At 70.3% G+C, this 23,452-nt stretch carries 22 protein-coding genes and 1 tRNA gene; 6 read left to right on the top strand and 17 right to left on the bottom strand.

Features of this window, described 5'->3' with window-relative positions; genetic code table 11:
* Nucleotides 1-177 precede the first annotated feature (177 nt).
* A tRNA-Met gene (locus tag ACKUB9_RS32105) sits at nt 178-254 on the top strand.
* A 75-nt stretch (nt 255-329) separates the two neighbouring features.
* Here ACKUB9_RS32105 and ACKUB9_RS32100 read toward each other — a convergent pair.
* Nucleotides 330-491 (bottom strand): YqaE/Pmp3 family membrane protein, encoded by a 162-nt coding sequence (locus tag ACKUB9_RS32100; protein ID WP_407530321.1) that lies wholly within the window; start codon nt 489-491, stop codon nt 330-332.
* A 116-nt stretch (nt 492-607) separates the two neighbouring features.
* On the opposite strand from ACKUB9_RS32100, the gene ACKUB9_RS32095 reads away from it, so the two are divergent.
* Nucleotides 608-1,378: a hypothetical protein gene (locus ACKUB9_RS32095; protein WP_407530319.1), complete on the top strand. Its 771-nt coding sequence runs from the start codon at nt 608-610 to the stop codon at nt 1,376-1,378.
* A 148-nt stretch (nt 1,379-1,526) separates the two neighbouring features.
* On the opposite strand, the gene ACKUB9_RS32090 is transcribed toward ACKUB9_RS32095, so the two are convergent.
* From ACKUB9_RS32090 to ACKUB9_RS32070, 5 genes are all read right to left on the bottom strand, one after another.
* Nucleotides 1,527-2,456 (bottom strand): DUF4167 domain-containing protein, encoded by a 930-nt coding sequence (locus ACKUB9_RS32090; protein WP_407530318.1) that lies wholly within the window; start codon nt 2,454-2,456, stop codon nt 1,527-1,529.
* Between the two features lie 377 nt (nt 2,457-2,833).
* Nucleotides 2,834-3,754: a peptide chain release factor N(5)-glutamine methyltransferase gene (gene prmC, locus ACKUB9_RS32085; RefSeq protein ID WP_407530316.1), complete on the bottom strand. Its 921-nt coding sequence runs from the start codon at nt 3,752-3,754 to the stop codon at nt 2,834-2,836.
* Nucleotides 3,751-4,830: a peptide chain release factor 1 gene (gene prfA / locus ACKUB9_RS32080; protein WP_407530314.1), complete on the bottom strand. Its 1,080-nt coding sequence runs from the start codon at nt 4,828-4,830 to the stop codon at nt 3,751-3,753. Before prfA ends, prmC begins: the two co-directional genes overlap by 4 nt.
* Nucleotides 4,831-5,317: 487 nt before the next feature.
* Nucleotides 5,318-7,579, bottom strand: a complete 2,262-nt coding sequence (gene ptsP, locus ACKUB9_RS32075) for a phosphoenolpyruvate--protein phosphotransferase (protein ID WP_407530312.1) — start codon at nt 7,577-7,579, stop codon at nt 5,318-5,320.
* A 171-nt stretch (nt 7,580-7,750) separates the two neighbouring features.
* A complete protein-coding gene (locus ACKUB9_RS32070; protein WP_407530310.1) occupies nt 7,751-8,986 on the bottom strand; it encodes an aspartate kinase in 1,236 nt (411 codons plus the stop codon).
* Nucleotides 8,987-9,161: 175 nt separating this feature from the next.
* Here ACKUB9_RS32070 and ubiG point away from each other — a divergent pair, with 175 nt between their 5' ends.
* Together ubiG and ACKUB9_RS32060 are read left to right on the top strand one after the other, a co-directional pair.
* Nucleotides 9,162-9,905, top strand: coding sequence for a bifunctional 2-polyprenyl-6-hydroxyphenol methylase/3-demethylubiquinol 3-O-methyltransferase UbiG (gene ubiG, locus ACKUB9_RS32065; protein ID WP_407530308.1), 744 nt, complete (start codon nt 9,162-9,164; stop codon nt 9,903-9,905).
* A 200-nt stretch (nt 9,906-10,105) separates the two neighbouring features.
* Complete coding sequence (locus tag ACKUB9_RS32060; protein WP_407530306.1) at nt 10,106-11,482, top strand: TAXI family TRAP transporter solute-binding subunit; 1,377 nt, start codon at nt 10,106-10,108, stop codon at nt 11,480-11,482.
* A 7-nt stretch (nt 11,483-11,489) separates the two neighbouring features.
* On the opposite strand, the gene tam is transcribed toward ACKUB9_RS32060, so the two are convergent.
* The 5 genes from tam to ACKUB9_RS32035 form a co-directional block, all read right to left on the bottom strand.
* Entirely contained in the window at nt 11,490-12,266 is a 777-nt protein-coding gene (gene tam, locus ACKUB9_RS32055) for a trans-aconitate 2-methyltransferase (RefSeq protein WP_407530304.1), read from the bottom strand.
* A 111-nt stretch (nt 12,267-12,377) separates the two neighbouring features.
* Nucleotides 12,378-12,632, bottom strand: coding sequence for a hypothetical protein (locus tag ACKUB9_RS32050; protein WP_407530302.1), 255 nt, complete (start codon nt 12,630-12,632; stop codon nt 12,378-12,380).
* Between the two features lie 279 nt (nt 12,633-12,911).
* Complete coding sequence (locus tag ACKUB9_RS32045) at nt 12,912-13,325, bottom strand: DUF1236 domain-containing protein (RefSeq protein WP_407530326.1); 414 nt, start codon at nt 13,323-13,325, stop codon at nt 12,912-12,914.
* 155 nt (nt 13,326-13,480) lie between these two features.
* On the bottom strand, nt 13,481-14,206 hold the full coding sequence (locus ACKUB9_RS32040) for a sigma-70 family RNA polymerase sigma factor (protein ID WP_407530301.1): 726 nt from the start codon (nt 14,204-14,206) through the stop codon (nt 13,481-13,483).
* Nucleotides 14,207-14,347: 141 nt separating this feature from the next.
* A complete protein-coding gene (locus ACKUB9_RS32035; RefSeq protein WP_407530300.1) occupies nt 14,348-15,139 on the bottom strand; it encodes a class II glutamine amidotransferase in 792 nt (263 codons plus the stop codon).
* 269 nt (nt 15,140-15,408) lie between these two features.
* Here ACKUB9_RS32035 and ACKUB9_RS32030 point away from each other — a divergent pair, with 269 nt between their 5' ends.
* Nucleotides 15,409-15,711, top strand: coding sequence for a hypothetical protein (locus ACKUB9_RS32030; RefSeq protein ID WP_407530325.1), 303 nt, complete (start codon nt 15,409-15,411; stop codon nt 15,709-15,711).
* A gap of 40 nt (nt 15,712-15,751) precedes the next feature.
* Here ACKUB9_RS32030 and ACKUB9_RS32025 read toward each other — a convergent pair whose 3' ends face one another.
* Together ACKUB9_RS32025 and ACKUB9_RS32020 are read right to left on the bottom strand one after the other, a co-directional pair.
* A complete protein-coding gene (locus tag ACKUB9_RS32025) occupies nt 15,752-16,600 on the bottom strand; it encodes a 23S rRNA (adenine(2030)-N(6))-methyltransferase RlmJ (RefSeq protein ID WP_407530299.1) in 849 nt (282 codons plus the stop codon).
* A 10-nt stretch (nt 16,601-16,610) separates the two neighbouring features.
* Nucleotides 16,611-17,861, bottom strand: a complete 1,251-nt coding sequence (locus ACKUB9_RS32020; RefSeq protein ID WP_407530323.1) for a 2-oxo acid dehydrogenase subunit E2 — start codon at nt 17,859-17,861, stop codon at nt 16,611-16,613.
* A gap of 303 nt (nt 17,862-18,164) precedes the next feature.
* Between ACKUB9_RS32020 and ACKUB9_RS32015 the strand changes: the two genes are divergently transcribed.
* Nucleotides 18,165-18,377, top strand: a complete 213-nt coding sequence (locus tag ACKUB9_RS32015; protein ID WP_407530297.1) for a DUF4287 domain-containing protein — start codon at nt 18,165-18,167, stop codon at nt 18,375-18,377.
* A gap of 150 nt (nt 18,378-18,527) precedes the next feature.
* Here ACKUB9_RS32015 and ACKUB9_RS32010 read toward each other — a convergent pair whose 3' ends face one another.
* The 4 genes from ACKUB9_RS32010 to ACKUB9_RS31995 all read right to left on the bottom strand — a co-directional run.
* Nucleotides 18,528-19,142 (bottom strand): Dps family protein, encoded by a 615-nt coding sequence (locus ACKUB9_RS32010; protein WP_407530295.1) that lies wholly within the window; start codon nt 19,140-19,142, stop codon nt 18,528-18,530.
* Nucleotides 19,143-19,251: 109 nt separating this feature from the next.
* Complete coding sequence (locus ACKUB9_RS32005) at nt 19,252-20,985, bottom strand: L,D-transpeptidase family protein (RefSeq protein WP_407530293.1); 1,734 nt, start codon at nt 20,983-20,985, stop codon at nt 19,252-19,254.
* A gap of 175 nt (nt 20,986-21,160) precedes the next feature.
* Complete coding sequence (locus ACKUB9_RS32000; RefSeq protein ID WP_407530291.1) at nt 21,161-21,691, bottom strand: hypothetical protein; 531 nt, start codon at nt 21,689-21,691, stop codon at nt 21,161-21,163.
* Nucleotides 21,692-21,932: 241 nt separating this feature from the next.
* A partial coding sequence (locus tag ACKUB9_RS31995) for a calcium-binding protein (protein WP_407530289.1) occupies nt 21,933-23,452 on the bottom strand: 1,520 nt, incomplete at its 5' end.

The raw sequence follows: 23,452 nt of genomic DNA, 5'->3' as shown, positions 1-23,452 counted from the left end.
TCGAACTCGGCCGTGAAAGCCTCCAGCGCCCATGGTACTGTGCCTCAAGGCACGGGAGAGTCGGTCACCGCCAGACCCGCCAAGCGCGCCGCCGCATGCATCCCTCAACTCACGATCAGCACACACGGCCGGATCCCGCACGGGATCCAGGCGCCGCGACGCCCGCCAGGGCCCCGGCGCGGGGTGGAGCAGCCCGGTAGCTCGTCAGGCTCATAACCTGAAGGTCACAGGTTCAAATCCTGTCCCCGCAACCAGACATCACGACAGACGACGACACCGAAAACCCCCGGCGCCACGCGCACGGGGGTTTTCGGCGTTGGCGTGACGCGTCAGCGCCGCGTCACCACCCAGATCGCGTGGACCAACCCCGGAAAATAGCCGAACAGCGTCAGCAGCAGGTTCAACCAGAACTGCAGCCCGAGGCCCACCGTGAACAGCACGCCGACCGGCGGGATGATGACGAGCAGGATGATGCGGATGAGATTGCCCATCTTCGTCTCCGTTCCGTGCTGATTGCCAAGCTGCCTGGGAACGGCCCCACGCCGGATCGGTTCCCGAACGTCATCCCGCAGCAGGGGAGGGGAGACGTGCTTCCCACGGTGACTCGGTGCTCGTCGACCTCGTCCACTACCTGACCCTGCCGGCGCCGCTCGCGCATCGCCGCTTCGGCTACGTGCGCGACAGCGTCTGGCTGCGGTCGCGCGCGCGCCGGTGCCGGGCCGCCTGGGCGCCGCATCTCGCGGCCGCACGCGCCGTGGTGCGCGCGGCCATCGCGACGACACCCGGGCGCGACACGGCGGTGGTGCTCGGCTCCGGCCTCCTCGCCGACGTGCCGCTCGCCGATCTCGCCGCCTCGTTCCGGCGCGTGGTGCTGGTCGATGCCGTGCATCCCTGGACGGCGCGCCTCCAGGCCCGCCGCTTTGCCAACGTCACGCTCCTCACGTCGGATCTCAGCGGGGCGCTGCCTCTGCTGCGCGGGCGCGCCGACGATATCGTCCCGGCCCTTCCGCCCGTCTGCGCGGCGTCGGGGACGGATCTCGTCGTCTCCGCCAACCTGCTCTCGCAACTGCCGATCCTCCCGGTCGAGCGGCTGCCGGACCGCTCCCCGTGGAGCGCGGAAACCCTCGGCCGGCGCATCGTGGCGCATCACCTCGATGCGCTCGTGGGATTGCGCGCACGGGTCTGTCTTATCACCGACGTGGAGGCGATCGAGGAGGATCGGGCCGGCCGCGTGATCGAGCGCAGCGACCTTCTCTACGGTGTCGATCCGGGGATACCGGATCACGCGTGGCTCTGGGACCTCGCGCCCTTGGGCGAGGTCGGGTACGACCGCCGCATCCGCCACCGCGTGCTCGGCTTTCCCCGCTGGCCGCGCTAAAGCCCTTCGGGCATGCACCGCGACGACGAGGTGAAGGCGAGGGCTGCCGCATCGGCGCCCCGCTCTTCGATCGGCGATCACCACGATCGCGTCGCGAGAAGCTGCCCCCTTTGGGCGAAGGCGCGGAGCGGGGCTCCGCGCCTCTTAATCACTCCGACGGCGTGTCCGCCGCCTTGGGCGGGAAGAGCTCGCCGCCCTCCGCCGGAGCCTCGCCGGGAGCCCCTTCGTAGCGGGTGCGACGGCGGCGACGCGGGCGGGCGGGCGCCTCACCGGCCTCGGCCGCCGGCGCGGGCGCGGGTTCCGGCGCCGGCTCGACCACGGGGGCCGGCGTGCGCACGGGGTTGGTCAGGAAGGCCGGCAGGCCCGGCTCCTCGGCGGGTGGCGCCTCGACCCGCGGTTCCTCGCGGCGGGGCCGCTCGCGGCGGAATTCCCCGCGATTCTCGCCCCGGAAGTCCTTCTCCCCGCGAAAATCCTTCTCGCCGCGGTAATCCTGGCGCGGTGCCTCGCCCCGGAATTCCTGACGATCCTGCCGTTGATGGTCGCGCTCCTGCGGCGGCCGGTCCTGCCGATCCTGCCGCTGCGGCCGGTCGCGATTCTGGAACCGGTCGCGACGGTCCTGCCGGTCGAAGCGTGCCGGCCGGTTGTCGGACTCGCCGCGGTTGTCGTAGGGCTGGGGCTGCTGCGAGGGGTCGACGTAATCCTCGCCCCCATGGCCGTAGCCGTTCGGGGCATAGCCGTTGGGGCCGCGCCCCTCCGGCCCGCCCGCCGCGTAGCCGTTCGCCTGCGGCCCGTCGTCGTCGCCCTCGTCGCCCTCGTCGTCGAAGCCGGGACGGCCGAAGCCGCCGAATTGCTGCCGGTACTGCTCGTTCGCAGCGGCGATGATGCGCTGGTAGTGCTCGCCGTGCTGAAAATAGTTCTCGGCCATCACCGGATCGCCGCTCGCCTGCGCATCGCGCGCGAGCTGCGCGTACTTCTCGGCGATATGCTGGGCGGTGCCGCGGATCTTCACATCGGGGCCATTCGACTCGTAGGCCCGGGTGAGCGGATTCGGGCCCTTGCTGCGGTTGCGGCCACGCATACGCCTGTTCTGATTTGGTCTCATCGGTCTAGACTGACCCTCGTTCGACAAACTCAGGGGACTGGACTGGGGACGAACCCGGTTGCGGCGCCGGCCGGCCTACGAGCCGCCCGCAACCCCGCGACGATGTCCGTCGTGCACTGCTCAACCGCGGGCTCACGCGCGTTCGGGTCGCCCAACGATTGTCAGATACGGATCACCGAGCCGGACTGCCTTCGTGCCCCTGGGTCTGCCCGGTGGTGGAAGATCGTCCAAGTTCCGCGCCTGGGACAGCGCTCAAAAACTTAGCCAGGCTATCTTACCGAACCATTCACGATCTGCCCCGGGACGTTAGCGGGTTCAGCTTTTGGAGCCAAGTGAAATCGCACGCAAGGACATCAAAAACTTGAGGAATCCGGCGCCCTCGCGCGGCCGTGCCCCAGCACCGCTACGCGCGGGTGGCCGGCGAGATCGCGGCGGACCCCGATCACCTCCAGGGCCGATTGTTTCGCAAGGGCATGCAGCGCCCCTTCCTGATCGAATCCCATCTCGACGACGAGGTGCCCGCCCGGCGCCAGGAGCTCCGGTGCCTGGCCCAGGATCGCCCTGTAAGCGTCCAGCCCGTCCGCACCACCGTCGAGGGCGAGCCGGGGATCGTGGACCCGCACCTCCTCGGCGAGGCCGGCGATCGCGGGCGCGGCGATGTAGGGCGGATTCGAGACGATCACCTCGAAGGGACCGCGCAGGGCCGTGCCCCAGTCGCCCTGCACGAACAACGCCCTCGCGCCGACTCCGTTTCGCACAGCATTGTCGCGGGCGGTGAGCAGCGCCTCGTGCGAGCGGTCGAGTCCGAGCCCGGTCGCCCGCGGCCACTCGGCGAGGAGCGCGACGAGGAGGCAGCCCGAGCCGGTGCCGAGGTCGAGCAGGCGGCGCGGCGCGTCGCGCGCCAGGTCCAGGGCGAGAGCGGCCTCCACCACCGTCTCGGTGTCGGGGCGCGGCACCAGGGTCGCGGGCGAGAGCCGGAAGGGCAGCCCCCAGAATTCCCAGCTGCCGAGGATGCGCGCCACCGGCTCGCCCGCCTCCCGCCGCGTGAGCGCCTGCGCGAGGCGGGCGGCGCCCTCGGCGCCGATCGGCACCTCGCCCCGCAGGGCGAGATCGACCGCCGAGAGGCCGAGGAGGTCGAGGGTGAGGATGCGCGCGTCGAGCGCGGCGGTCTCGATGCCGCGCCCGGCGAGCCGGGCGCTGGCGCGCGCCAGGGCCTGAACGGGGCCGAGATCCGGCGTCAGGTCCTCCCCCGTGCCGGGCCTCGCATTCGTCATCCCAGGCCCTCGGCGGCCAGCAGGGCCGCCTGATGCTCCGTGACCAGCGCGTCGACGAGATCGTCGAGGGCGGTGCCGGCCATCACCTCCTCCAGCTTGTAGAGCGTCAGGTTGATGCGGTGGTCGGTGACGCGGGCCTGCGGGAAGTTGTAGGTGCGGATGCGCTCCGAGCGGTCGCCGCTGCCGACCTGCGCCCGCCGGTCGGCGGCGCGCGCGGCATCCTTCTGGCTGCGCTCCTGCTCGTAGAGGCGGGCGCGCAGCACCGCGAGGGCCTTCGCCCGGTTCTTGTGCTGCGAGCGCTCCTCTTGGACGAAGACCACGATGCCGCTCGGGACGTGGGTGATGCGGATCGCCGATTCGGTCTTGTTGACGTGCTGGCCGCCGGCCCCCTGAGCCCGCATGGTGTCGATCTTGAGGTCGGCCTCGTTGATGTGGATGTCGACGTCCTCGGCCTCGGGCAGCACCGCGACGGTCGCCGCCGAGGTGTGGATGCGCCCCTGGGTCTCGGTCTCCGGCACCCGCTGCACCCGGTGGGCGCCGCTCTCGAACTTCAGCCGCGCGAAGACCCCGCGCCCCTTCACCTCCGCCACCACCTCGCGGTAGCCGCCCATCGCACCGGGGCTCTCGGAGATGATCTCGACCTTCCAGCCCTTCAGGTCGGCGTAGCGCGCGTACATGCGGAAGAGGTCGCCCGCGAACAGCGCGGCCTCGTCGCCGCCGGTGCCGGCCCGCACCTCCAGGATGGCGCTCTTCTCGTCGGCGGCGTCCTTGGGCAGGAGCAGGATCTGCAGCGCCTTGGCGGCGGCGTCGCGCGCCGCCTCGACGTCCGGTTTTTCCTCGGCGGCGAGCGCCCGCATCTCGGGATCGCCTTCCTGCAGCATCGCCTCGACGCCGCGCAGCTCCGCCTCCGCCGACCGGTAGGCCCGGATCGCCGCCACCACGTCGTCGAGGTCGGAGAGTTCGCGGGAGAGTTGGACGAAGCTCTCGGCAGCGGCCTCGCCGGCGCTGAGCGTCGCCGTCACGATGTCGTGCCGCGCCAGGATGGCGTCGAGTCTGTCGGAGGGTATCGCGATCATCAGGTGGATATGGGCTTGCGTCCCGGCCGGATCATCCGGCAGCGGCGGCGCGCCTCGCGCCGCCCAAAGCGCCCCGCGTATAGCAGGTCTGCACCGTCTGGCGAGGCGCCCGGACGCACGAGCGTCCTGCACTTTGAGCGGAGGCGGGCCGCGCCCCTTGTGGCGAACCACGCAACGTGGTCCCATCTTTCGGCGAGGACCCGCGGGTGGCAGCCCGCGAGCCCTCTTTGTCGGATGCACGTCCTACATCAGCCCGATCGTGATGGTGATGACCCATCCGGTCGGGCTTTTCGCGACCGTGATCGTCACGAACGGCATCCCGTTCACATCGTTCACCCCCTTCCCCGTCATGCCGGCTCGGTGGGCGGCGGTCGGCAAGGCCGCCGCTGGCCCCGCGTGCCATGAGGCCCTCGCGACGGGGAACGGCGCATCCAACGCCCGCAGGTATCGCAGGGGAAGGTCGCGGTCTCACGTGACGGCCGGCCGGTCAGACCGGAATGCCGTGCGCCTCCGCGAAGGCGGTGAGCGCGGGGCGCAGCGAGGCGCCGTTGCCCGTCCGGGCCAGTTCCGCCTCCAGGAAGGCGCCGACCGCGCCGGCATCGAGGCCGAGCACCATCGCCTTCACCGGGCCGATCGCGGCCGGCGACATCGAGAGGGCGCGGAAGCCGAGGCCGATCAGCGCCATCGCTTCGAGCGGGCGCCCACCGATCTCGCCGCAGACGGAGACCGGGGTGCCGGCCGCCTCCGCCCGCTCGGCGATGATGCGGAAGGCCCGCAGGGCCGCGGCGCAGAGCGGGTCGAAGCGGTCGGCGACCTGCCGGTTCTCGCGGTCGACCGCGAACAGGAACTGCATCAGGTCGTTCGAGCCCACCGACAGGAAGTCGGCCGCCGCGGCGATCTCGTCCATCTGGAACAGCAGCGAGGGCACCTCCACCATCACGCCGAGGCGGCAATCCTCCGGCAGCGGATGGCCGTGGCGGGCGAGATGCGCCTTCTCGCGGTCGACGATCGCCTTGGCGCGGACGAACTCGTCCACGGTGGCGACCATCGGGAACATGATCCGGAGCGGGCGCCCGCCCGCCGCCTTGAGCAGCGCGCGCAGCTGCATGCGCAGCAGCCCCGGCCGGTCGAGGCCGATGCGGATCGCCCGCCAGCCCAGGGCCGGGTTCTCCTCCTCGGGGGACTTCATGTAGGGCAGGATCTTGTCGCCCCCGATGTCGAGGGTGCGGATCGTCACCGGCAGATCGCCGGCGGCCGCGAACACCGCCTCGTAGAGAACCTGCTGCTCGGCCGCCGAGGGCATACGCTCGGCCACCATGAATTGCAGCTCGGTGCGGAAGAGCCCGATGCCCTCCGCGCCGGTCTCCTGGAGGTGCGAGAGATCGACGATCAGCCCGGCATTGAGCTGGAGCGCGATCGGCACGCCGTCGCGGGTCCGGGCCGGCAGGTCGCGCAGGGCCCGGTACTGCTCCTGGCGCCGGGCGCGCAGGCGCGCCTTCTCGGCATAGGCCGCCTCGACCTCGGGGCCGGGGCGGATCTGCACCTCGCCGGTGGCCCCGTCGACGATGATGGCGTCGCCCGATTCGACGAGCGCGGTGGCGTTGGCCACCTCGCCCACCGCCGGGATGCCCAGCGCCCGCGCCACGATGGCGATGTGGCTCGTCGGTCCGCCCTCTTCGAGGATGACGCCGCGCAGGCGGGCGCGGTCGTAGTCGAGGAGCGCCGCCGGTCCCATCGAGCGGGCGACCAGGATGGCGTTCTCCGGCATCGCGCCCGGACCGGCCCCCGCATCGCCCACGAGCTGGCGCAGCAGGCGGTTGGCGAGGTCGTCGAGGTCGTGCAGCCGCTCGCGCAGGTAGGGATCGCTCTGGCGCAGCATGCGGGCGCGGTTGTCCGACTGCACCCGCTCCACCGCCGCCTCGGCGGTCAGGCCCGAGAGCACCGCCTCGCGCATGCGGCGCAGCCAGCCCTGGTCGTGGGCGAACATCCGCACCGTCTCCAGCACCTCCCGGTGCTCGCCCGCCCCCGCGACGTCGCCGCGCTCCACCAGATCGTCGATGGCCGAGCGCACCTCCGCGATGGCGGTCTCGAGCCGGGCCACCTCCCGCTCGACGTTCTCGGCGATGAGGTTCTTGACGACGATGCGCGGCTCGTGGAGCACCACGTGCCCGAGGCCGACGCCGTCCGCGAGCGGCACGCCCGCCTGGGCGAGGGCCCGGCGCGAGGCGTTGACGGTGCCCGGCGAGAGGGCCTGCAGCTCGCCCGAGGCGATCATCTCCGCCAGCACCATGGCGGTGGTCTGGAGCGCCTCGATCTCCTCCTCGGAATAGACCCGGTAGGTCCGGTTCTGCACCACCAGCACGCCGAGCGTGTTGCCGGCCCGCAGCAGCGGCACGCCCAGGAAGGCGTGGTAAATCTCCTCGCCGGTCTCGGGCCGGTAGGAATAGGCCGGGTGCGACTGCGCGTCGGAGAGCGAGAGCGGCTCGGCCGTGGCGGCGATCAGGCCGACCAGGCCTTCGCCCGCCCGCATGGTGGTGAGGTGCACCGCCTCGCGGTTGAGACCCTCGGTGGCGAACAGCTCCATCGTCCCGTCGTCGCGCATGACGTAGACGGAGCAGACCTCGGCCACCATGTTGGCCGCGATGATCACGACGATACGGTCGAGGCGCGCCTGCGCGCCCACCGGCTCCGCCATGGCTTCGCGGAGGCGGCGCAGTAGCAGGCGCGGGCCTCCAGGCGCAGCGGGCATCGTGTGGTCTTCCACCCTTCGGCGAGCCGGGCCCGGCGCAGGGCAACCGCGAGGTGCCATTGGGCCGGGACCACGGGACGGGCCTCGTCACGGCCGTATAGCGAGTCGGGCGCCCGCCGGGCAAGCGCCGTCTCCCTCGTGTGCCTCCGCTCCGGCCGAAAGTCCGACCCGTCAGGCCTTGTCGAGGCCGTAGAGCGAATGCAGCGTGCGCACCGCGAGTTCCGTATAGGCGGTGTCGATCAGCACGGAAAACTTGATCTCGGAGGTGGTGATCGCCCGGATGTTGATGCCTTTGTCGGCGAGGGCCCGGAACGCCTTGGCGGCCACGCCCGCGTGGCTGCGCATGCCGATGCCGATCGCCGAGATCTTCACCACGTCGGTGGCGCCCTCGATCCGCTCGAAGTCGATCACGCCGGCCTGGGCATCGAGGATCGAACGGGCGCGCTCGTAATCGTTCGTCGGCACCGTGAAGGTCATGTCGGTGGTGACGCCGTCGCCCGACACGACCTGGATGATCATGTCGACGTTGATGTTGGCGTCCGCCAGCGGGCCGAAGATGGCGGCCGCGATGCCGGGCTTGTCCTTCACCCGGCGAAGCGTGATCTGGGCCTCGTCCTTCGAGAAGGCGATGCCCGTGATGATCTGCTGTTCCACGATATCGTCCTCGTCGCAGATGAGGGTGCCGGGGCGGGCGTCGTCGGGATCGTCGAAGGAGGAGCGGACCGTCGTCGGCACCCGGTGCACCATCGCGAGTTCCACCGAGCGCACCTGCAGCACCTTGGCGCCGAGGGAGGCCATCTCCAGCATCTCCTCGAAGGCGACGCGCTCCAGGCGCCGGGCCTTGGGCACGATGCGCGGGTCGGTGGTGTAGACGCCGTCGACGTCCGTGTAGATGTCGCAGCGCTCCGCCCCGATCGCCGCCGCCACCGCCACCGCGCTGGTGTCGGAGCCACCGCGCCCGAGCGTGGTGAGGCGCCCGGTCTCCGCGTGGATGCCCTGGAAGCCCGCGATCACCGCGACCTCGCCGCGCCGGAAGCCGGCATCGAGCCGCGATCCGTCGATCTGCGCGATGCGGGCGGAGCCGTGCTGGTCGGAGGTCTCGATCGGGATCTGCCAGCCCTGCCAGGAGCGGGCCTTGAGCCCCATCTCGGCGAGCACGATGGCGAGCAGCCCGGACGTCACCTGCTCGCCCGAGGCCACGACCGCGTCGTACTCGGCCTGCGCGTAGAGGGGCGAGGCGTCCTTGCACCACGCGACGAGTTCGTTGGTCTTGCCGGCCATCGCCGAGACCACCACCGCGACCTCGTAGCCCGCCCGCACCTCGCGCGCGACGTGGCGGGCGACGTTGCGGATGCGGTCGACCGTGGCGACGGACGTGCCGCCGAACTTCATCACCAAGCGGGGCATGGGACCGGTAGGGTTGCCGGCGCGGGCGGGCCTGCGCGATGCCGGGCGGGTAGCCGGGGCGGGGGCGGGTGTCAATCTTGAGCGCGGCACCGCGCGAGGGTGCGATTGGCCCGACAGCGCCGATGCGCTACGTCGTGGGCGGCCGCTCTCGCCCGCGGCCCCGGAGACCGCGCCGATGAGCCCGCCTGCCGCCGCCTCCATCGACCGGGACGAGGTCGCCCGCTTCGAGCGCATCGCCGCGACGTGGTGGGACGAGGCCGGGCCGATGCGGGTGCTGCACCGCTTCAACCCGGTCCGCCTGACCTACATCCGCGACGCCCTCTGCCGGCACCACGGCCGCGATCCGCACTCGGCCGCGCCGCTCGACGGCTTGGCGCTCGTCGACATCGGCTGCGGCGGCGGCGTGCTCTCCGAGCCCCTGGCGCGGCTCGGCGCCACCGTCACGGGCCTCGATCCGGCACCGACCAACATCCGCGTCGCGCGCGCCCACGCGGAGGAGGCGGGCGTGCCCGTCGACTACCGCGAGGAGACGATCGAGGCTGTGGTCGCGGCGGGCGGGCGGTTCGACGCGGTGCTGGCCATGGAGGTGGTGGAGCACGTGGCCGACCGCACCGCCTTCATGCGCACCGCCTGCGCGGCGGTGAAGCCCGGGGGGCTCCTGTTCGCGGCGACCATCAACCGGACGATGCGCTCCTTCGCCCTCGCCATCGTGGGGGCCGAGTACGTGCTGGGCTGGCTGCCGAAGGGGACCCACGACTGGGACAAGTTCGTCACGCCGGACGAACTCTCCCGGGACGTGGAGGCCGGAGGGCTTCGCGTCACCGATCTGACGGGGGTCGTCTACAATCCCCTCGGCGACGTCTGGCGCGCCGCCCGCGACACCGGCGTGAACTACATGATCACGGCCGAGCGTCCGTGAGCAAAAGGGCCTCGGGACGACTCCGCTGGGACGCCCCGAGACCGCAGCCTGCTCGCCGCGGAACCGGCCGGCATTTGAGCAAGCGTGCCGCGGCCCGAGACATCAACTGCCGCATCATTCTTCGCAACTCCGGCTGACCATGAGGGTTTCCGTCGTGGGCCGCGACGGCCCGACATGTGGCGCGTGAACGGGTCGATCGGATGCGGGGCGTGTCCTTCCGGCGGGAGGTGGTCTTCCTGATCATCGCGGTGGTGCTCGCCGCGGCGGCCGGGCTCGCCTTCTACGTCTCGCGCGCCACCACGCTCACCATCGCGGTCGCCCCGAGCGGCGGCACCGAACCGGTGCTGATCCGCGCCTACGCGGACGCGCTGGCGGCCCAGCAGAAGGGATTGCGGCTCAAGATCCTGTCCTTCGACGGGGTGCAGGAGAGCGCCGCGGCGCTCCAGGACGGGCGGGCGGACCTCGCGGTGGTGCGGCCCGACGTGGCGCTGCCGAACAACGGCCTCACCCTGGCGATCCTGCGCGAGCAGGCGATGATCGTCGCCACGCCCGAGCAGAGCGGGATCAAGACGTTCTCGGACCTCGCGCGCAAGCGGCTCGCCTTCCTGCCCGAGCGTCCCGCCGACCAGGCCGTCATTCAGCGGGTGATCCAGCATTACGGCCTGAGCCTCGCGACTGAACCCGGCCCAGGTCCGGTGGCAGCCCGTTCCGTGGCGCTGGTCGGCGTCGAGGAGCAGGACCTGCCGGAGGCCTTCGCGGCCAAGCGCGTGGATGCCCTGGTGATCCTGACGACGCCGACCACGCCGGCGGCGATGCGGATCCTGCGCATCGTCCAGAACGCCAGCCGCAACCGCAAGGTCACGCTGGTGGGTGTTTCGGAGGCGCAGGCGCTCATCGAACGCCTGCCGCGGCTCCAGGCCGTGACCGTCCCGGAGGGATTGTTCGGCGGCAATCCGAAGATCCCGGAGGAGGCGGTGAGCACCATCGGGACCTCCTACCGCCTGATGGCGCGGGCCACGCTCGCGCGCAACGTCGCCGCCGAGGTGACGCAGCACCTGTTCGAGATGCGCAGCGGCCTCGCCGAGGCGGTGCCGGCGGCGAATGCCGTGGCGGCGCCCGCCTACGACGACAACGCCGCCGCCACGAGCGCCAAGCTGCCGATCCATCCGGGCGCCATCGATTATTACGAACGCGAGCAGCAGGGCTTCATCGAGCGCTACGAGACCTGGATCTACCTCGTGGCCTTCCTGGGCGGCGGCCTCGGCTCCGCCTTCGCGTGGCTGAGCCAGCGCCTGTCGCGGCTGCGGCGCGAGCGGGTCGAGATCGCCACCGCGCGCCTGCTCGAACTCCGCTCCCAGGCCCGGCGCAGCACCGACCGGGCGGCTCTCGACGAGATGGCCGCCGAGATCGACGATCTCGCGGCGAACATCGCCCGCTACGCCCTCAACCGCCCGACCGAGGACCGCACCCTGACGGCCGCCGGCATCGCCATCGACGCGGCGCGCTCGACCGTTCGCCGGGCGCTCGACGCGGCCGGGCCGGGCGGCACGAAGCCGAGCCTGCGGGCCGTGGAGTGAGCCGCCCTCAGCGCACCCGCCGCGCCACCACGAACAGGCGCGGGAAGGGCAGGAGCACCCGCCCGTCGGGCTGCGGCGGGTAGGCCTCCGCCAGCGCCTCCTCGTAGCGGGCCAGGAAGGCCGCCTGGGCGTCCGGGTCGAGGGGAGCCAGGAAGGGGCGCAGCCCCGTGCCCTTCACCCACTCGACGATGCCGCGATGGCCCGCGAGCGGATGCACGTAGGTGGTGCGCCAGATCTCGACCGTGCAGCCCGCCGCGGTGAGCCACGCGTCGTAGTCGTGAAAGCTGCCGAGCCGTGTCCGCGAGGCGGCCGCCGCCGCGAGGGCCTCGGCGAAGGGCGCCTCCGCCGCCACCGCGCGCATCAGCCGGTGCGAGGGCTCGTCGAGGTTGTCGGGCATCTGCACCGCGAGGCAGCCGCCCGGCGCGAGATGCCGGGCAAGCCGCGGCAGCAGCGTGGCGTGATCGGGGAGCCACTGCAGCACCGCGTTGGCGAAGAGCAGGTCCGCCGCCGCCTCGGGCGCGAACTGCGCCACGTCGGCCTGAACGAAGGGATGTCCGGGCAGGCGGCGGCGGGCCTCGGCCAGCATGTCGGGCGAGGAATCGACACCCGTGAGGTGGGCCTCGGGAAAGCGGGCGGCGAGCAGTTCGGTGCTGTTGCCCGGCCCGCAGCCGAGATCGATCACGCGGCCGGGTGCCGACAGGGGGATTCGTGCCAGCAGGTCGGCGGCCGGGCGCGTGCGCTCCTCGGCGAATTTGAGATACTGGGCCGCGTCCCAACCGGCCATCACGGCCTCCCGGTCTCGAAACCGGCACAGGTTACCTTGGGGACAGCGTGGCGCAAAGGCGGCCCATGGCGTCATGGTCCGCCCGGGCGTCGCCGGGACGGCAAGCGCCGCTCAGCGCGCGTCGTTTCCGCCGGTGAGGTCGCGCAAAGCCGCCTCAACGGCGTCGGCTCCTGCTTCCTGCGCCTTGAGGCGCCGCTCCAGCCGGCGCAACTGCGGGTCGAACGCCGACGGCAGGGCGGGATCGCCGAGATAGTCCGGCTTCCCGGCCTGCGCGTTGTAGGTGGCCCGCAGCTGCTGGGCGAGGTGGTCGCGCACCCGCTCCGGCAGCGGAGCCGTGCGGGCGTTGCTCGCGTCGTCGGTCTCCATGATCGATCCCTGATGCTCGGTCGGACAATCGGATGGCGTCATGACCTCGATCGTGTGGGCCTTGCGCGCCGCAACGATCAGGTGAGGCTTTCCGCTGTCCTCGCGCGAAAAGTGTCCTGATCAACGATTGATCCCGACGATCGTTGCGTCGTCCGGTCCTGGGGCAGCTTGCGACGAGCGTCGACCTGTTCGTGCGGGAAGAAAAAGAAAACCCGGCTCGCCGGGTGGCGAACCGGGTGTCGAAGGGAGGCGCCGCCCGAGGCGGCGCCGGCCTTGAGCTTACTCGATCACCTGAACGATGCGGCGGCTGCCCGGGTCGACCAGCACGACGCGGTCGTTCACGACCGTGTAGCGGCGACCGCGCACGCCGTACTCGGCAGGCACCTCGTAGTAGGTCACGCCCGAGGAGGGCAGCACGGTGCCGACCGCGATGTCGCCGTTGTAGTCGTAGGAGCGCACGCGGCGGCTGGTGGCGTACTCACGGAAGCGCGGACGGTCGTCCACGCCGAGCAGACCGCCGACCGCACCCGTGGCCGCGCCGACCGCGCCACCGACGATGCCGCCGATCGGGCCGGCCGCGTCCGCCCCTTCCTGGGCGCCGCGCTCGGCGCCGCGCACGAGGCCCTGGGCCTGCGCGGCCACCGGCAGCGTGAGGGCGAGAGCCGCGGCAGCGATCAGCGTCTTGGTCTTCATCATCCTGAATCTCCGTTCCGGTCCAGTCCGCCTCGGTCGAGCGAAGCGGCATTCGGCGGGTGTAACTCCGCGACCGGCAAAACGGTTCAGTGGGTCTGTGCCTAATTACGATGCAGACCTGAGCCGTCGGCGGCGATGACGGGACGGCGTGACCATCAGGCGTCCTTCGGCATCGCCGACTGGATCAGCCGGTCGGTGCCGAGGTCCTCCTCGTCGTAGCCGAGCAGTTCGGCAAGGCGGTTGCGGGCGCGGCTGACCCGGCTCTTCACGGTGCCGACCTTGCAGCCCATGATCGTGGCCGCCTCCTCGTAGGAGACGCCCTCGGCCCCGACCAGGACCAGCGCCTCGCGCTGATCGGGCGGCAGCTTGGCGAGCGCGCTCTGCAGGTCCTCGACGTCGAGCCGGTCGCCCTGGTGCGGAGCCGTGGCGAGGCGGGCCGCGTAGGAGCCGTCCTGATCCTCCACCTCGCGCACCCGCTTGCGGTGATCGGAGTAGAAGATGTTGCGCAGGATGGTGAACAGCCACGCGTTCAGGTTGGTGCCCGGCTGGAACCGCGCCCGGTGCTGCCAGCCCTTCAGCAGGGTGTCCTGCACGAGGTCGTCGGCGCGCGCCGTGTTGCTGGTGAGCGAGAGCGCGAAGGCGCGCAGCGAGGGCACCGCCTGGAGCAGGCCGTCGCGGAACTCCGGCCGCACCACCTCGCCCTGGACGGCGAGCGCCGCTTCGAGGCGGGCGATCAGCTCGGCGAAGCGTCCGCTGGGATCGGCGTCGCCGAGCGCCTCGTAGGCGACGCGCAGCTGGTCACCGAGATGGCTGCGGATCGTGGCGGAGAGGCCGGGCCGCAGGTCCTGCGGCCTCTCGGGCCCGGTGTCATGCGTCGTCATGGCTGCCGCATCCGACTGCCTGGGGCACGGACGCCGTGTCCTGCCCGGTCTGCTCTCGTCTCGCGCATCGTGCCTCCCGGCGCCTCTTCGGATGTGGGTCGCGAACCGCGCTCCGGAAAGCCCATCCCCTTGCGGGAGATCTCAGCCCCCGACGGCCGCGCCCGCCTCGTCGCCGTCCGGAACCCCGAGGCGGAATGCCAGGACCGTGCCGGGCACCAAGTCGATCCAGCGCTCGTCCCGGGTGAGGGGCTGGGTGGCGACGACCGTCACGATGTCGTGCGGCGTCGTCTCCTCGGAAAAGTTCACGCACCAATCCTCGTCGATCAGCGTGGCGGTGCCGAAGGGCGCCCTCCGGGTGAGGTAGCACAGGCGCTTGCCGCAATGGGCGTAGAGGGTGCGGCTGTCGGTGAGCAGCATGTTGAACACGCCGAGCGCGTGCAGCTCCGCGGCGAGCGTCCGCACCGCGCCATCGAGGAGGGTCGGGCGCGGCAGCGTCTTCCAGCGGGCTTCGAGCCGCCCGAGCATCCAGCAGAAGGCGTGCTCGCTGTCGGTGGTGCCCACCGGCCGGAAGCGCCCGAGGGAGAGCCGCTTCACCCCCTTGAGCTGGCCGTTATGCGCGAAGGTGAAGGTGCGGCCCCACAATTCGCGGCTGAACGGGTGGGTGTTCTCCAGTGCCACCCGGCCCCGGTTGGCGCGGCGCACATGCGCCACCACGATGCGGCTCTTGATCGGGTACTGGCGGATCAGCCGGGCGATCTCCGAGCGGGCGCTCGCCTCCGGGTCGTGGAAGCTGCGGCAGCCCCGCCCCTCGTAGAAGGCGATGCCCCAGCCGTCCCCGTGCGGGCCGGTCTCACCGCCGCGGCGCGCGAGGCCCGCGAAGCTGAAGCGGATATCGGTGGGCACGTTCGCGCTCATGCCGAGCAGTTCGCACATCGCTCAGGTCTGACGGTTCTCGCGGGCCGCGTTCGCTGGGGCCGCCGGGGGGATCACCGTTGTCCCGGAACCGGGCCGGCGGCGCAATCCCCGGCCCGGGACGGCGCGGGCGCGTCCCGGGTCGCAGAACCGGGCATCCGGGAGCGGTCGATCCTCGGGCCCGCGGCATTTTCGCATGATCTCTGTAATCCCGATGCGAACCCCGGCAGTATAGCGGTGTTGTCCGTGCCTCGACGCCGGAGGTGCTGAAGGTGGCCCATTCTCCTGTGATGATCGCGCGGCGCGGCGCGGCGGCCTTGATCCTCGCCGGACTTGCGACGCCGGCCGCCGCGCAGCGCCCGTCGACCGTGACGATGCTGTGCAGCCAAGCCGCCGGCATCGTCTCGGCCCGCGGCGCCCTGGTGCTCGGCACGGGCGGGCAGACCTTCGACCGCTTCGTGCGCGACCGCAGCTTCTGCGAGCCGACCGAGATCACCTCGCGCGCCTTCGTGCCGACGCGCGACAACCCGGATTGCTTCATCGGCTATCGCTGCAAGGAGCCCGGGCGCGATCTCTTCGGCGACGACGAGTGAGGCGCTCCGGCCGGAACCGGATCCGCCGCCGCTCGACGGCTCAGGCGGCCCGCCCGATCGTCTCGCAGCGGAAGGCCCCGTAGCCCCCGCGCGCGAGCCGCTCCGCCAGGGCCGGCATCGCGAGGTCCATCTCCTCGGCGAGGGTGAAGGGCGGGTTCACCGCGATGAGCCCGCTGCCCGAGAGGCGCGCCGGGTCGTCCGGCCGGTCGATGAGGAGGTCGAGACGCAGGGCCGGCCGGTCGAGGGCGGCGCTCAAGCGCGCGGCCATGCGGTCGACCGCGCCGATGTCCTTGATCGGATACCATGCGAGGTAGAGGCCGGTCGGCCACTTGGCCACCGCGCGGGCGAGGTCGCGGCCGAGCCGGTCGATCTCGCCCGGCACCTCGTAGGGCGGGTCGATCAGCACGAGGCCGCGCCGCTCCTTCGGGGGGATCAGGGCCGGCAGCGCCGTCCAGCCGTCCAGCGCCATCACCTTGGTGCGCGGATCGCGGTTGAAGCGCTCGCGCAGGAGCACCCCGTCCGCCGGGTGCAGCTCCACGAACACGCCCTGGTCGCCGGGCCGCAGGAACTCGCGGATCAGCGCGGGCGAGCCCGGATAGGTCTCGGGGCCGTGCCGGGCCTGCACGGCGGCGACGGCCTCCCGGTAGGGAGCGAGCAGCGCTTCGACGGCGGCGTCGAACGGCGCGGCGAGCCGGCCCCAGCCGTCGTGCCACTCGCCCGTGCGCGCCGCCTCCTCGGCCGTCAGGTCGTAGAAGCCGATGCCCGCATGCGTGTCGATGGCCCGGAACGGCGCCGCCTTCCGCTGCAGGTAGGCGAGCACGCGGGTGAGCACGAGGTGCTTGAGGACGTCGGCGTGATTGCCGGCGTGGAAGGCGTGCCGGTAGTTCACCCTCGCCCTCTCAGTGCGCCGCGCGCCGGATGTCCGTCAGCACGCCCGCCACGTGGGCGAGGAATCGCGCCGCCGCCACGCCGTCCACCACCCGGTGGTCCCACGACAGGCTCAGGGGCAGGATCAGCCGCGGCTGAAACAGCGTGCCGTCCCAGACCGGCTGGATGCGCGCGGGCGCGGCGCCCAGGATCGCCACCTCGGGCGCGTTGATGATCGGCGTGAAGCCGTCCCCGCCGACGCCGCCGAGCGACGAGACCGAAAAACAGCCGCCCTGCATGGCGCTGCCCGGCAGGGTGCCGGCACGGGCGAGCGCGGCCAGTTCGGCCATCTCCTGCGCGATGGCCAGCACGCCCTTGCGGTCGCAGTCCCGCACCACCGGCACCACGAGGCCGCGCGGGGTGTCGGCGGCGAAGCCCACGTGGACGTAGTCCTTGAGGATCAGGTCGGGCCCGTCGAGGACGGCGTTGAAGCGGGGATAGGTTCGCAGCGCTGCGGCCGCCGCCTTCATCAGGAAGGCCGTCATCGTCACCCTCACGGCGGAGGAGGCGCCGTTCAGCTCGCGCCGAAAGGCCTCGGTCTCGGTGACGTCAGCGTGGTCGAAATTGGTGACGTGCGGGATGGTGAGCCAGTTGCGGGCGAGATTCGGGCCCGAGAGCTGCTGCAGGCGCGACAGCGGCTCGCGCCGCACCGGCCCGAACTTCGCGGGATCGACCTGCGGCCAGGCGGGCAGCCCGGCGCCGATCCCGCTGGCCGGCGCGGGCGCCGGGGCGGGCGCGCTCAACGCCCCGCGGACGTAGCCCTGCACGTCCTCCTTCAGGATCCGCCCGGCCGGGCCGCTCGGGGCCACCGCGCTGAGCGAAAGACCGAGTTCCCGCGCGTAGGCCCGCACCGAGGGGCTGGCATGGACCCCGTCCGCGGCCGGAGCCGCGAGCGGCGCAGTCGCAGCCGGGGCCTGTGCGGGCGGAACCGGCAAGTCGGCCGGGGCCTGGGGCGCAGGAGTCGGCGGGGCGGCGGTCTCGCCCGAGGTGTCGACGGTGAGCAGCGGCATGCCGGCCGACACCCGGTCGCCAACCGCGATCAGGATCTCCGCCACCACGCCCGCCACCGGCGAGGGCACCTCCATCGTCGCCTTGTCGGATTCGAGGGTGACGAGCCGATCGTCCACCGCGATGCGGTCGCCGGGCTTGATCAGGATCTCGACGACCGGGACCTCCGAGAAGTCGCCGATATCGGGGAGCGTGACGGGCAGGCGGGTGGTCATCAGGGCGGTCGTCTCGCGCGGCGTCCGGCGGGGCGCCGGCACCCCCTGTCCCCGGTCCGGGGAAAGGGCCGCAGTTCATAAAGCATTTTGCGGTGACGTGGATACCGGTCGATCGCCGGGAAAGCGCGGCATCTTCAAAGACCTAGCGGTCCAGACCCGGAGCCCGGTGCCGGCCGCGAGGATTTGCGTCCGACCCGTTGCGACCGTCGGCGATCCTCCGGCCTCGGCACGTTGTCGGGAGTTGCGACCTCCCCGGTTTGCGGCGAAGCTGCTCGCGGTCGAACCCAGATACGAGATGTCCGCGTGGCTGCCGAACTCACCAAGGGACCTGCGTCGTATTTCCCGTCGATCGAGAAGAAGTACGGACGCCCCATTAGGGAGTGGGAGCGGATCGTTCGCGATCAGCTTCCGGCGAAGCACATGGAATTGGTGGCCATGCTGAAAGATCGGCATGCGATGGGTCACGGCCATGCCAACGCGATCGTCGCTCACGTGCTGTCCACGCTGAAGGACTGACCGATCTCCGGTGCTGACGCCGCGCGACAGTTCCCGGCTCCGGCGTATCGGGCGGCGGGACGGGATCGCCGAGGACCCGAACGGCGAAAGACCTGCGCCCGGGCGGGGCGCAGGTCTCGCGCGGCATTCGATGCAGCGGGGAGAGCCGGGTCAGTGCCCGGTGTTGTCGCCCCGGCGGCTCGCCTCGTAGAGGAACCACGTGCGCTCCTCGGCCTGGTCGATCCACTCCTCCAGCATGCTCGCGGTGGCGACGTCGTTGTGCTCGTCGCAGAGCTCGTGCAGCTCGCGCATGCGCGACGTGGTGACCTTGTTGTCGTCGCGCAGCTCGGCGAGCATGTCGAGCGGGTCGACGTAGTCGGCGTTGTTGTCGACGATGCGGGCCTTCTGGGATGCCTGGCCCAGCGAGCGCAGAGTGGTGCCGCCGATCTTGCGGGCGCGCTCCGCCACGTCATCGGTGACCGCCAGGATCTGGGCCGCCTGCTCGTCGAGCAGCAGGTGGTAATCGCGAAAATGCGGGCCGCTGATGTGCCAGTGGAAGTTCTTGGTCTTGAGATAGAGGGCCAGGAAGTCCGAGAGGAGCACCGTCAGCCCCTCGGCGATCTCCTTGGACGCCTCGGGCGACAGGTCGGAGGGCGTGTTCAGGCGCTCGGCGGTCACGCGCACGCGCGCATCCGCAGCGGCGGTCTTGGGCTGCGCAGACTTCGGCTCGGCGGCGCGACCCCGCGAAGTCCGGACCGCCGGGGCGGCCTTGGTGGAACGGGCCATGAAGAATCTCCGGATCGTCGGGCGCCTCGCACGGCGCGCCGTTCGCTCGCCAATTCGAGCGAGGCCGGATTGTTCCCGTCCCGGTCAGGACGGAATTTGCCTTGCGGCATCAGGTCCGGGGAGAAGCCTCCGGCCGCAGCGTCCGGTCCGGTTTCGGGGCAGTCGGGAGCGGCGCGGACTTCGCCTCCGCGACCGGCGGCTTGGCGCTGGGCGATCTGACGTCCGCCGGCTTGGCGTCCGCCGGCTTGCCGTCCCTGGTCACCCGGGCCGGCGTTGCCGGTGCGGGCTTCGCCGCCGGGACGGGCGCCCGCGGGCCGATCGAGGCGGTGGTCGGCACGTCGGGCGCGGCCTTCGCGGGCGCCTCCGTGTCGAGCCCGTAGACGTCATCGCGAAAGTGCGCGCGCCCGTCCGGCGTGGCGTAGCCCGTCAGATAGACGAAGGTGACCGGCACCGGCTTCGCGAGCTTGATGTCGCGCCGCTCGCCCGTGGCGATGCCGGTCTCGATCTCGATCGGCCCCCAGACCGTGCCGGGACCGCCGGGGCCGGGCGTGCCCTCCAGCAGCCACGCGACCAGCCCCTTCACTTCCGCGACCCGGACGCAGCCGGAGGAGTGGAACCGGGCGGTGCGCGAAAACAGGCCCTTGGAGGGGGTGTCGTGCATGTAGACCGCGTGGCGGTTCGGCATGTCGATGCGGACCTGTCCGAGCGAGTTGTCGAAGCCCGGGTCCTGGCGCAGCGTGTAGTTCACCGCCTTCTCGGTCGACCAGTCGATCGCGGTCGGCTGCACCTCGTTGCCCTGCCCGTCGAGCATGCGGATGTGCATCTTGGCGAGGTAGCCCGGATCCTTGCGCATGTGCGGGATGATGTCCTTCTTGATCAGGGACACCGGCACGGTCCAGGTCGGGTTGAAGTTGACGTTGGTGATCCTCGTCTCGACGGCGGGCGAGGCGCGGTCGGGCTTGCCCACCACGGCGACGTAGCGGCGCGCCACCGCGCCGCGCTCCACCGCCTCCACGGTGGCGGAGGGGATGTTGGCCACCACGTAGCGCTCCCCGAAGGCGAAGCGCGAGCCCATCAGCCGCGCCGCCGAGGCCGCGAGCTGGCGCTGGCGCGTCGCAGCCGGCACGTTGAGGGCCTTCACGGTCATGGGGCCGAGGAGCCCGGTATCGGGCAGGCCATGCCGCACTTGGTAGCGCTTGAGGGCCGCGACCAGCCCCTCGTCCATCTGGTCGGTGGCCGGAGCGTCGGGGCCGAGATCCTCGGTCAGGGTCAGGTGGCGGCGCAGGATCGGCACCGCGGCATGCCGGTCCCCGGCCTTGAGCGAGAGGCCCGCCGGCACGCTCGGCCAGCCCCCCGCCTGGACGATCGCCTGGTAGCGGTCGGCCATGCGCAGCGTGTCGAGGAAGGTCGAGGGCGCGAGCGTCGGGGTGGGGTCCTGGGAGATCCGCGCCAGCACCACCGGCGGCAACTCGCGCGAGACGCGCTTGGCTGCGGGCGGCTCGGCGGGCTCCGCCGCATCCTGGGCCGGAAGGGCGAGGGCTGGTTGGGCGGGTGCGGACCTGCCCGGTTCGGACTTGCCCAACTCGGACTTGCCCAACTCGGACTTGCCAGGTTCCGCTTTGGCTTGGTCGGTCTTGGCCGGATCGGTCTTGGCGGCGTCGGGCTTGGTGGGCTCAGGTGGGCGCGGTGCTTCCGCGGGAGCGGCGGCGGCCGGAACCGGGGCAGGCGGCACCGGCGCCGTCTCGGCGGAGGCTGCCGCGGCAGCGACCAGCCACAGCGCTACGGCCGAGGAGAGCACCGGCCCGCGCGGGCCGGACGGGAAGGCAACCTGACGCAGCACCATCGCCGGCCTCACGAACGAACGAGGCTGGAGGATCGCCCGGTTAGGGTTACGGAAGTGCTGACAGCGACCGAGCCGGCGATGATGGCAACCTGGACGTAAGCGGAGGCGAACGCCCGAAGCGGAAGGCGGCGACCGACCGCTGAGCCCCCCTGGGGCCGTACGCGATGGGTGCCGATCAGGACGTGGCCGGCAGCGAGGAAGCCGGCCCGTCCTTCTGAAGCAGCGTTACCGCAACGGAAATTGCGGATTTCTGTTTGGTCAGGATCGTTGGCGTGTACGTTCCGTCGTTTGTGAATTCTTTCTCTCTTATCAGCAAACGTCTCAAATAATCCTTGATGTCATTCACCTCTACGTCTCCGTCCGCTCCCCTGAAATCAAATTTATCAGTCTCGCTCTTTTCAATATAATATTTGGATAATTCGATATGGCTCTTCGTTTGCTCATAATCTAATGCTTGGATATTGGTTACATAGAAGATGTTTCTCGATCGGTCGGCAAAAGCTGCCATCAATGCAGCATGCTCCGCGTCCCTGCCAGCCCTTTCGCGTTGGCGCTGAAGTGCCTCCTCGAACGCCGCGTGGATTGCCTGTTCGAGGCTCTGGCGGGGCTCGTCAGTCGACACAGGTTGGCCAGGCGTTACCCAGTTGGCGCGATTGCTTCGCTGTAACGGGGCCGTTTGTGCTACCAGATCGAACATGATGGTCACCTCCTTTGCTTCCTGACCCTACGGAGGAACGGTGGATTTTCTGTTAAAAGCCAAACGCCTTGATGCTTTGCCTGCTTCATCGAAGTAGAACCAGTATCGGCGAGCCCGCGTGACGGTGCCGCAGGCTCCGCACGCATGAGCCGAAACCATCCCACATCCAGAAAGGATCAAGGGAATCTGATATCATTCTCGTATTTGATATTTTCAATATCGGTTTCATATTCCGATCACGCCGTACAAATTATGTCGGAAATTGCGCAATGCTTCCATCTGCGGCTACAACGCCTTCAATTGATCGATTTCCTGCATACCAATTGACAATTTCAACCGAAGTGCTGCCTATGATTCCATGACTCGGATCTGATACGGCTACAACTTCCAAATTATCGCCTTTTCGGGAAAATGATATATAGGATTTATTTGTCGCATTTGCCATTACGACAATATCCGTACCTGCCGCGCCAGTATCGTTGATGCGCCCACCGACGAGTGAGCGCACATAATAAGTATCTCCATCATCTCCTCCATCAGCGTCGCCATCCCAGTTCAGATTGATCTCGTCTCTGCCTCCGTCGCCATATAGAGTATATCCGCCAGACCTGCCTACCAAGACATCCTTGCCGGAGCCCCCATGAGCGGTGGCAGACTGTACATGGATCGTGTCATCTCCATCATCGCCGAATATCTGCGACCCTGCATCGTCCGAGGCACCGTAGAGGTAATCGTTCCCCCCACCTCCGTGGATCGCATCGGCCTGTGGGCCTGTCGGAACGGTGCCGGCCGCGCCCAGATCGGTCGATGGCGCGAGACCACCGAAGATGTTGTCCGCGCCCGCGCCGCCGACGATCGTGTCGTTTCCTCCGCCGCCTTCGAGCCACATCCCTTGAGCGGGTGCGGTCAAGGTGTCGCCCTGATTCGAACCGATCAGGCGATCGATCGCGGTGAAGGTATCGCCAGCCGCATCGGCTCCGCCGGCCACACCGGTTGCGAGGTCGACTGTGACCCCGGTCGTGCTTGTGGTATACCAGACACTGTCGAACCCGGTCCCGCCATCGAACTGGTCGGCGCCGCCGCCTCCGATGAAGATCTCGTTGCTGCTGCCACCTGTAAAGGTATCGTTGAAGCTTGTCCCTTGAATGACTTCAATATTTTTAAATTCGTCTCCAGCAGCATCCGCCATATTCATTCTCGATTGCAAATTTATGTTGATCGCCGAGCTCGACAAAGCGTAGCTAGCCATGTCAACGCCACCGCTTCCGTCTATCGTATCAGCATGACTTCCGCTGATGAACGCGTCGCCGTAGTTGGTGCCGAGGACAGTTTCAATGCCATCGAAGGTGTCGCCTTCGCCTCCGAAAGCCTGCATACCCTGTAGATAAAGCGTCATGCCCGCCGTCCTGTCGGCGTAGCTGACGGTGTCGAGGCCGTCTCCGCCGAAGAACTGGTCGGCTCCGGTCCCGCCGATCAGAGTGTCGTTCCCTGCGCCGCCCTCGAGCCTGTCATCACCGGCATTTCCATTCAGCAGATCGTTTCCCCCTCCGCCCGTGATGACGTTGTCGTCATCGTTTCCGTCCAGTCTGGCAGCGTCGGCACCGGTGTAGGTCAGGCGCTCCACAGCGGGATTGCCGAGGAGCGAATAGCTGGTCAGCGCGGTGCGGACCTCGTCGTCGCCTTCGCCCGCCACCTCGGAGATCCTGACGTCCTGGTTGCCGACCAGATAGACGTCGTTGCCCGCGCCGCCGGCCAGGACGTGACCGGCGG

The sequence above is a fragment of the Methylobacterium oryzisoli genome (assembly GCF_046557895.1).
Taxonomy (GTDB): Bacteria; Pseudomonadota; Alphaproteobacteria; order Rhizobiales; family Beijerinckiaceae; genus Methylobacterium; species Methylobacterium oryzisoli.
The sequence above is the reverse complement of the archived record's forward strand: the minus strand, read 5'-3'. Positions and strand labels throughout refer to the sequence as shown.

What these genes read in the sequence shown, in the direction of transcription:
- ACKUB9_RS32100 (WP_407530321.1), bottom strand. Translation starts at nt 491, where the DNA reads ATGGGCAATCTCATCCGCATCATCCTGCTCGTCATCATCCCGCCGGTC.
- ACKUB9_RS32090 (WP_407530318.1), bottom strand. Translation starts at nt 2,456, where the DNA reads ATGCGTGGCCGCAACCGCAGCAAGGGCCCGAATCCGCTCACCCGGGCC.
- prmC (WP_407530316.1), bottom strand. Translation starts at nt 3,754, where the DNA reads ATGACGAATGCGAGGCCCGGCACGGGGGAGGACCTGACGCCGGATCTC.
- prfA (WP_407530314.1), bottom strand. Translation starts at nt 4,830, where the DNA reads ATGATCGCGATACCCTCCGACAGACTCGACGCCATCCTGGCGCGGCAC.
- ptsP (WP_407530312.1), bottom strand. Translation starts at nt 7,579, where the DNA reads ATGCCCGCTGCGCCTGGAGGCCCGCGCCTGCTACTGCGCCGCCTCCGC.
- ACKUB9_RS32070 (WP_407530310.1), bottom strand. Translation starts at nt 8,986, where the DNA reads ATGCCCCGCTTGGTGATGAAGTTCGGCGGCACGTCCGTCGCCACGGTC.
- ubiG (WP_407530308.1), top strand. Translation starts at nt 9,162, where the DNA reads ATGAGCCCGCCTGCCGCCGCCTCCATCGACCGGGACGAGGTCGCCCGC.
- ACKUB9_RS32060 (WP_407530306.1), top strand. Translation starts at nt 10,106, where the DNA reads ATGCGGGGCGTGTCCTTCCGGCGGGAGGTGGTCTTCCTGATCATCGCG.
- tam (WP_407530304.1), bottom strand. Translation starts at nt 12,266, where the DNA reads ATGGCCGGTTGGGACGCGGCCCAGTATCTCAAATTCGCCGAGGAGCGC.
- ACKUB9_RS32050 (WP_407530302.1), bottom strand. Translation starts at nt 12,632, where the DNA reads ATGGAGACCGACGACGCGAGCAACGCCCGCACGGCTCCGCTGCCGGAG.
- ACKUB9_RS32045 (WP_407530326.1), bottom strand. Translation starts at nt 13,325, where the DNA reads ATGAAGACCAAGACGCTGATCGCTGCCGCGGCTCTCGCCCTCACGCTG.
- ACKUB9_RS32040 (WP_407530301.1), bottom strand. Translation starts at nt 14,206, where the DNA reads ATGACGACGCATGACACCGGGCCCGAGAGGCCGCAGGACCTGCGGCCC.
- ACKUB9_RS32035 (WP_407530300.1), bottom strand. Translation starts at nt 15,139, where the DNA reads ATGTGCGAACTGCTCGGCATGAGCGCGAACGTGCCCACCGATATCCGC.
- ACKUB9_RS32030 (WP_407530325.1), top strand. Translation starts at nt 15,409, where the DNA reads ATGATCGCGCGGCGCGGCGCGGCGGCCTTGATCCTCGCCGGACTTGCG.
- ACKUB9_RS32020 (WP_407530323.1), bottom strand. Translation starts at nt 17,861, where the DNA reads ATGACCACCCGCCTGCCCGTCACGCTCCCCGATATCGGCGACTTCTCG.
- ACKUB9_RS32010 (WP_407530295.1), bottom strand. Translation starts at nt 19,142, where the DNA reads ATGGCCCGTTCCACCAAGGCCGCCCCGGCGGTCCGGACTTCGCGGGGT.
- ACKUB9_RS32005 (WP_407530293.1), bottom strand. Translation starts at nt 20,985, where the DNA reads ATGGTGCTGCGTCAGGTTGCCTTCCCGTCCGGCCCGCGCGGGCCGGTG.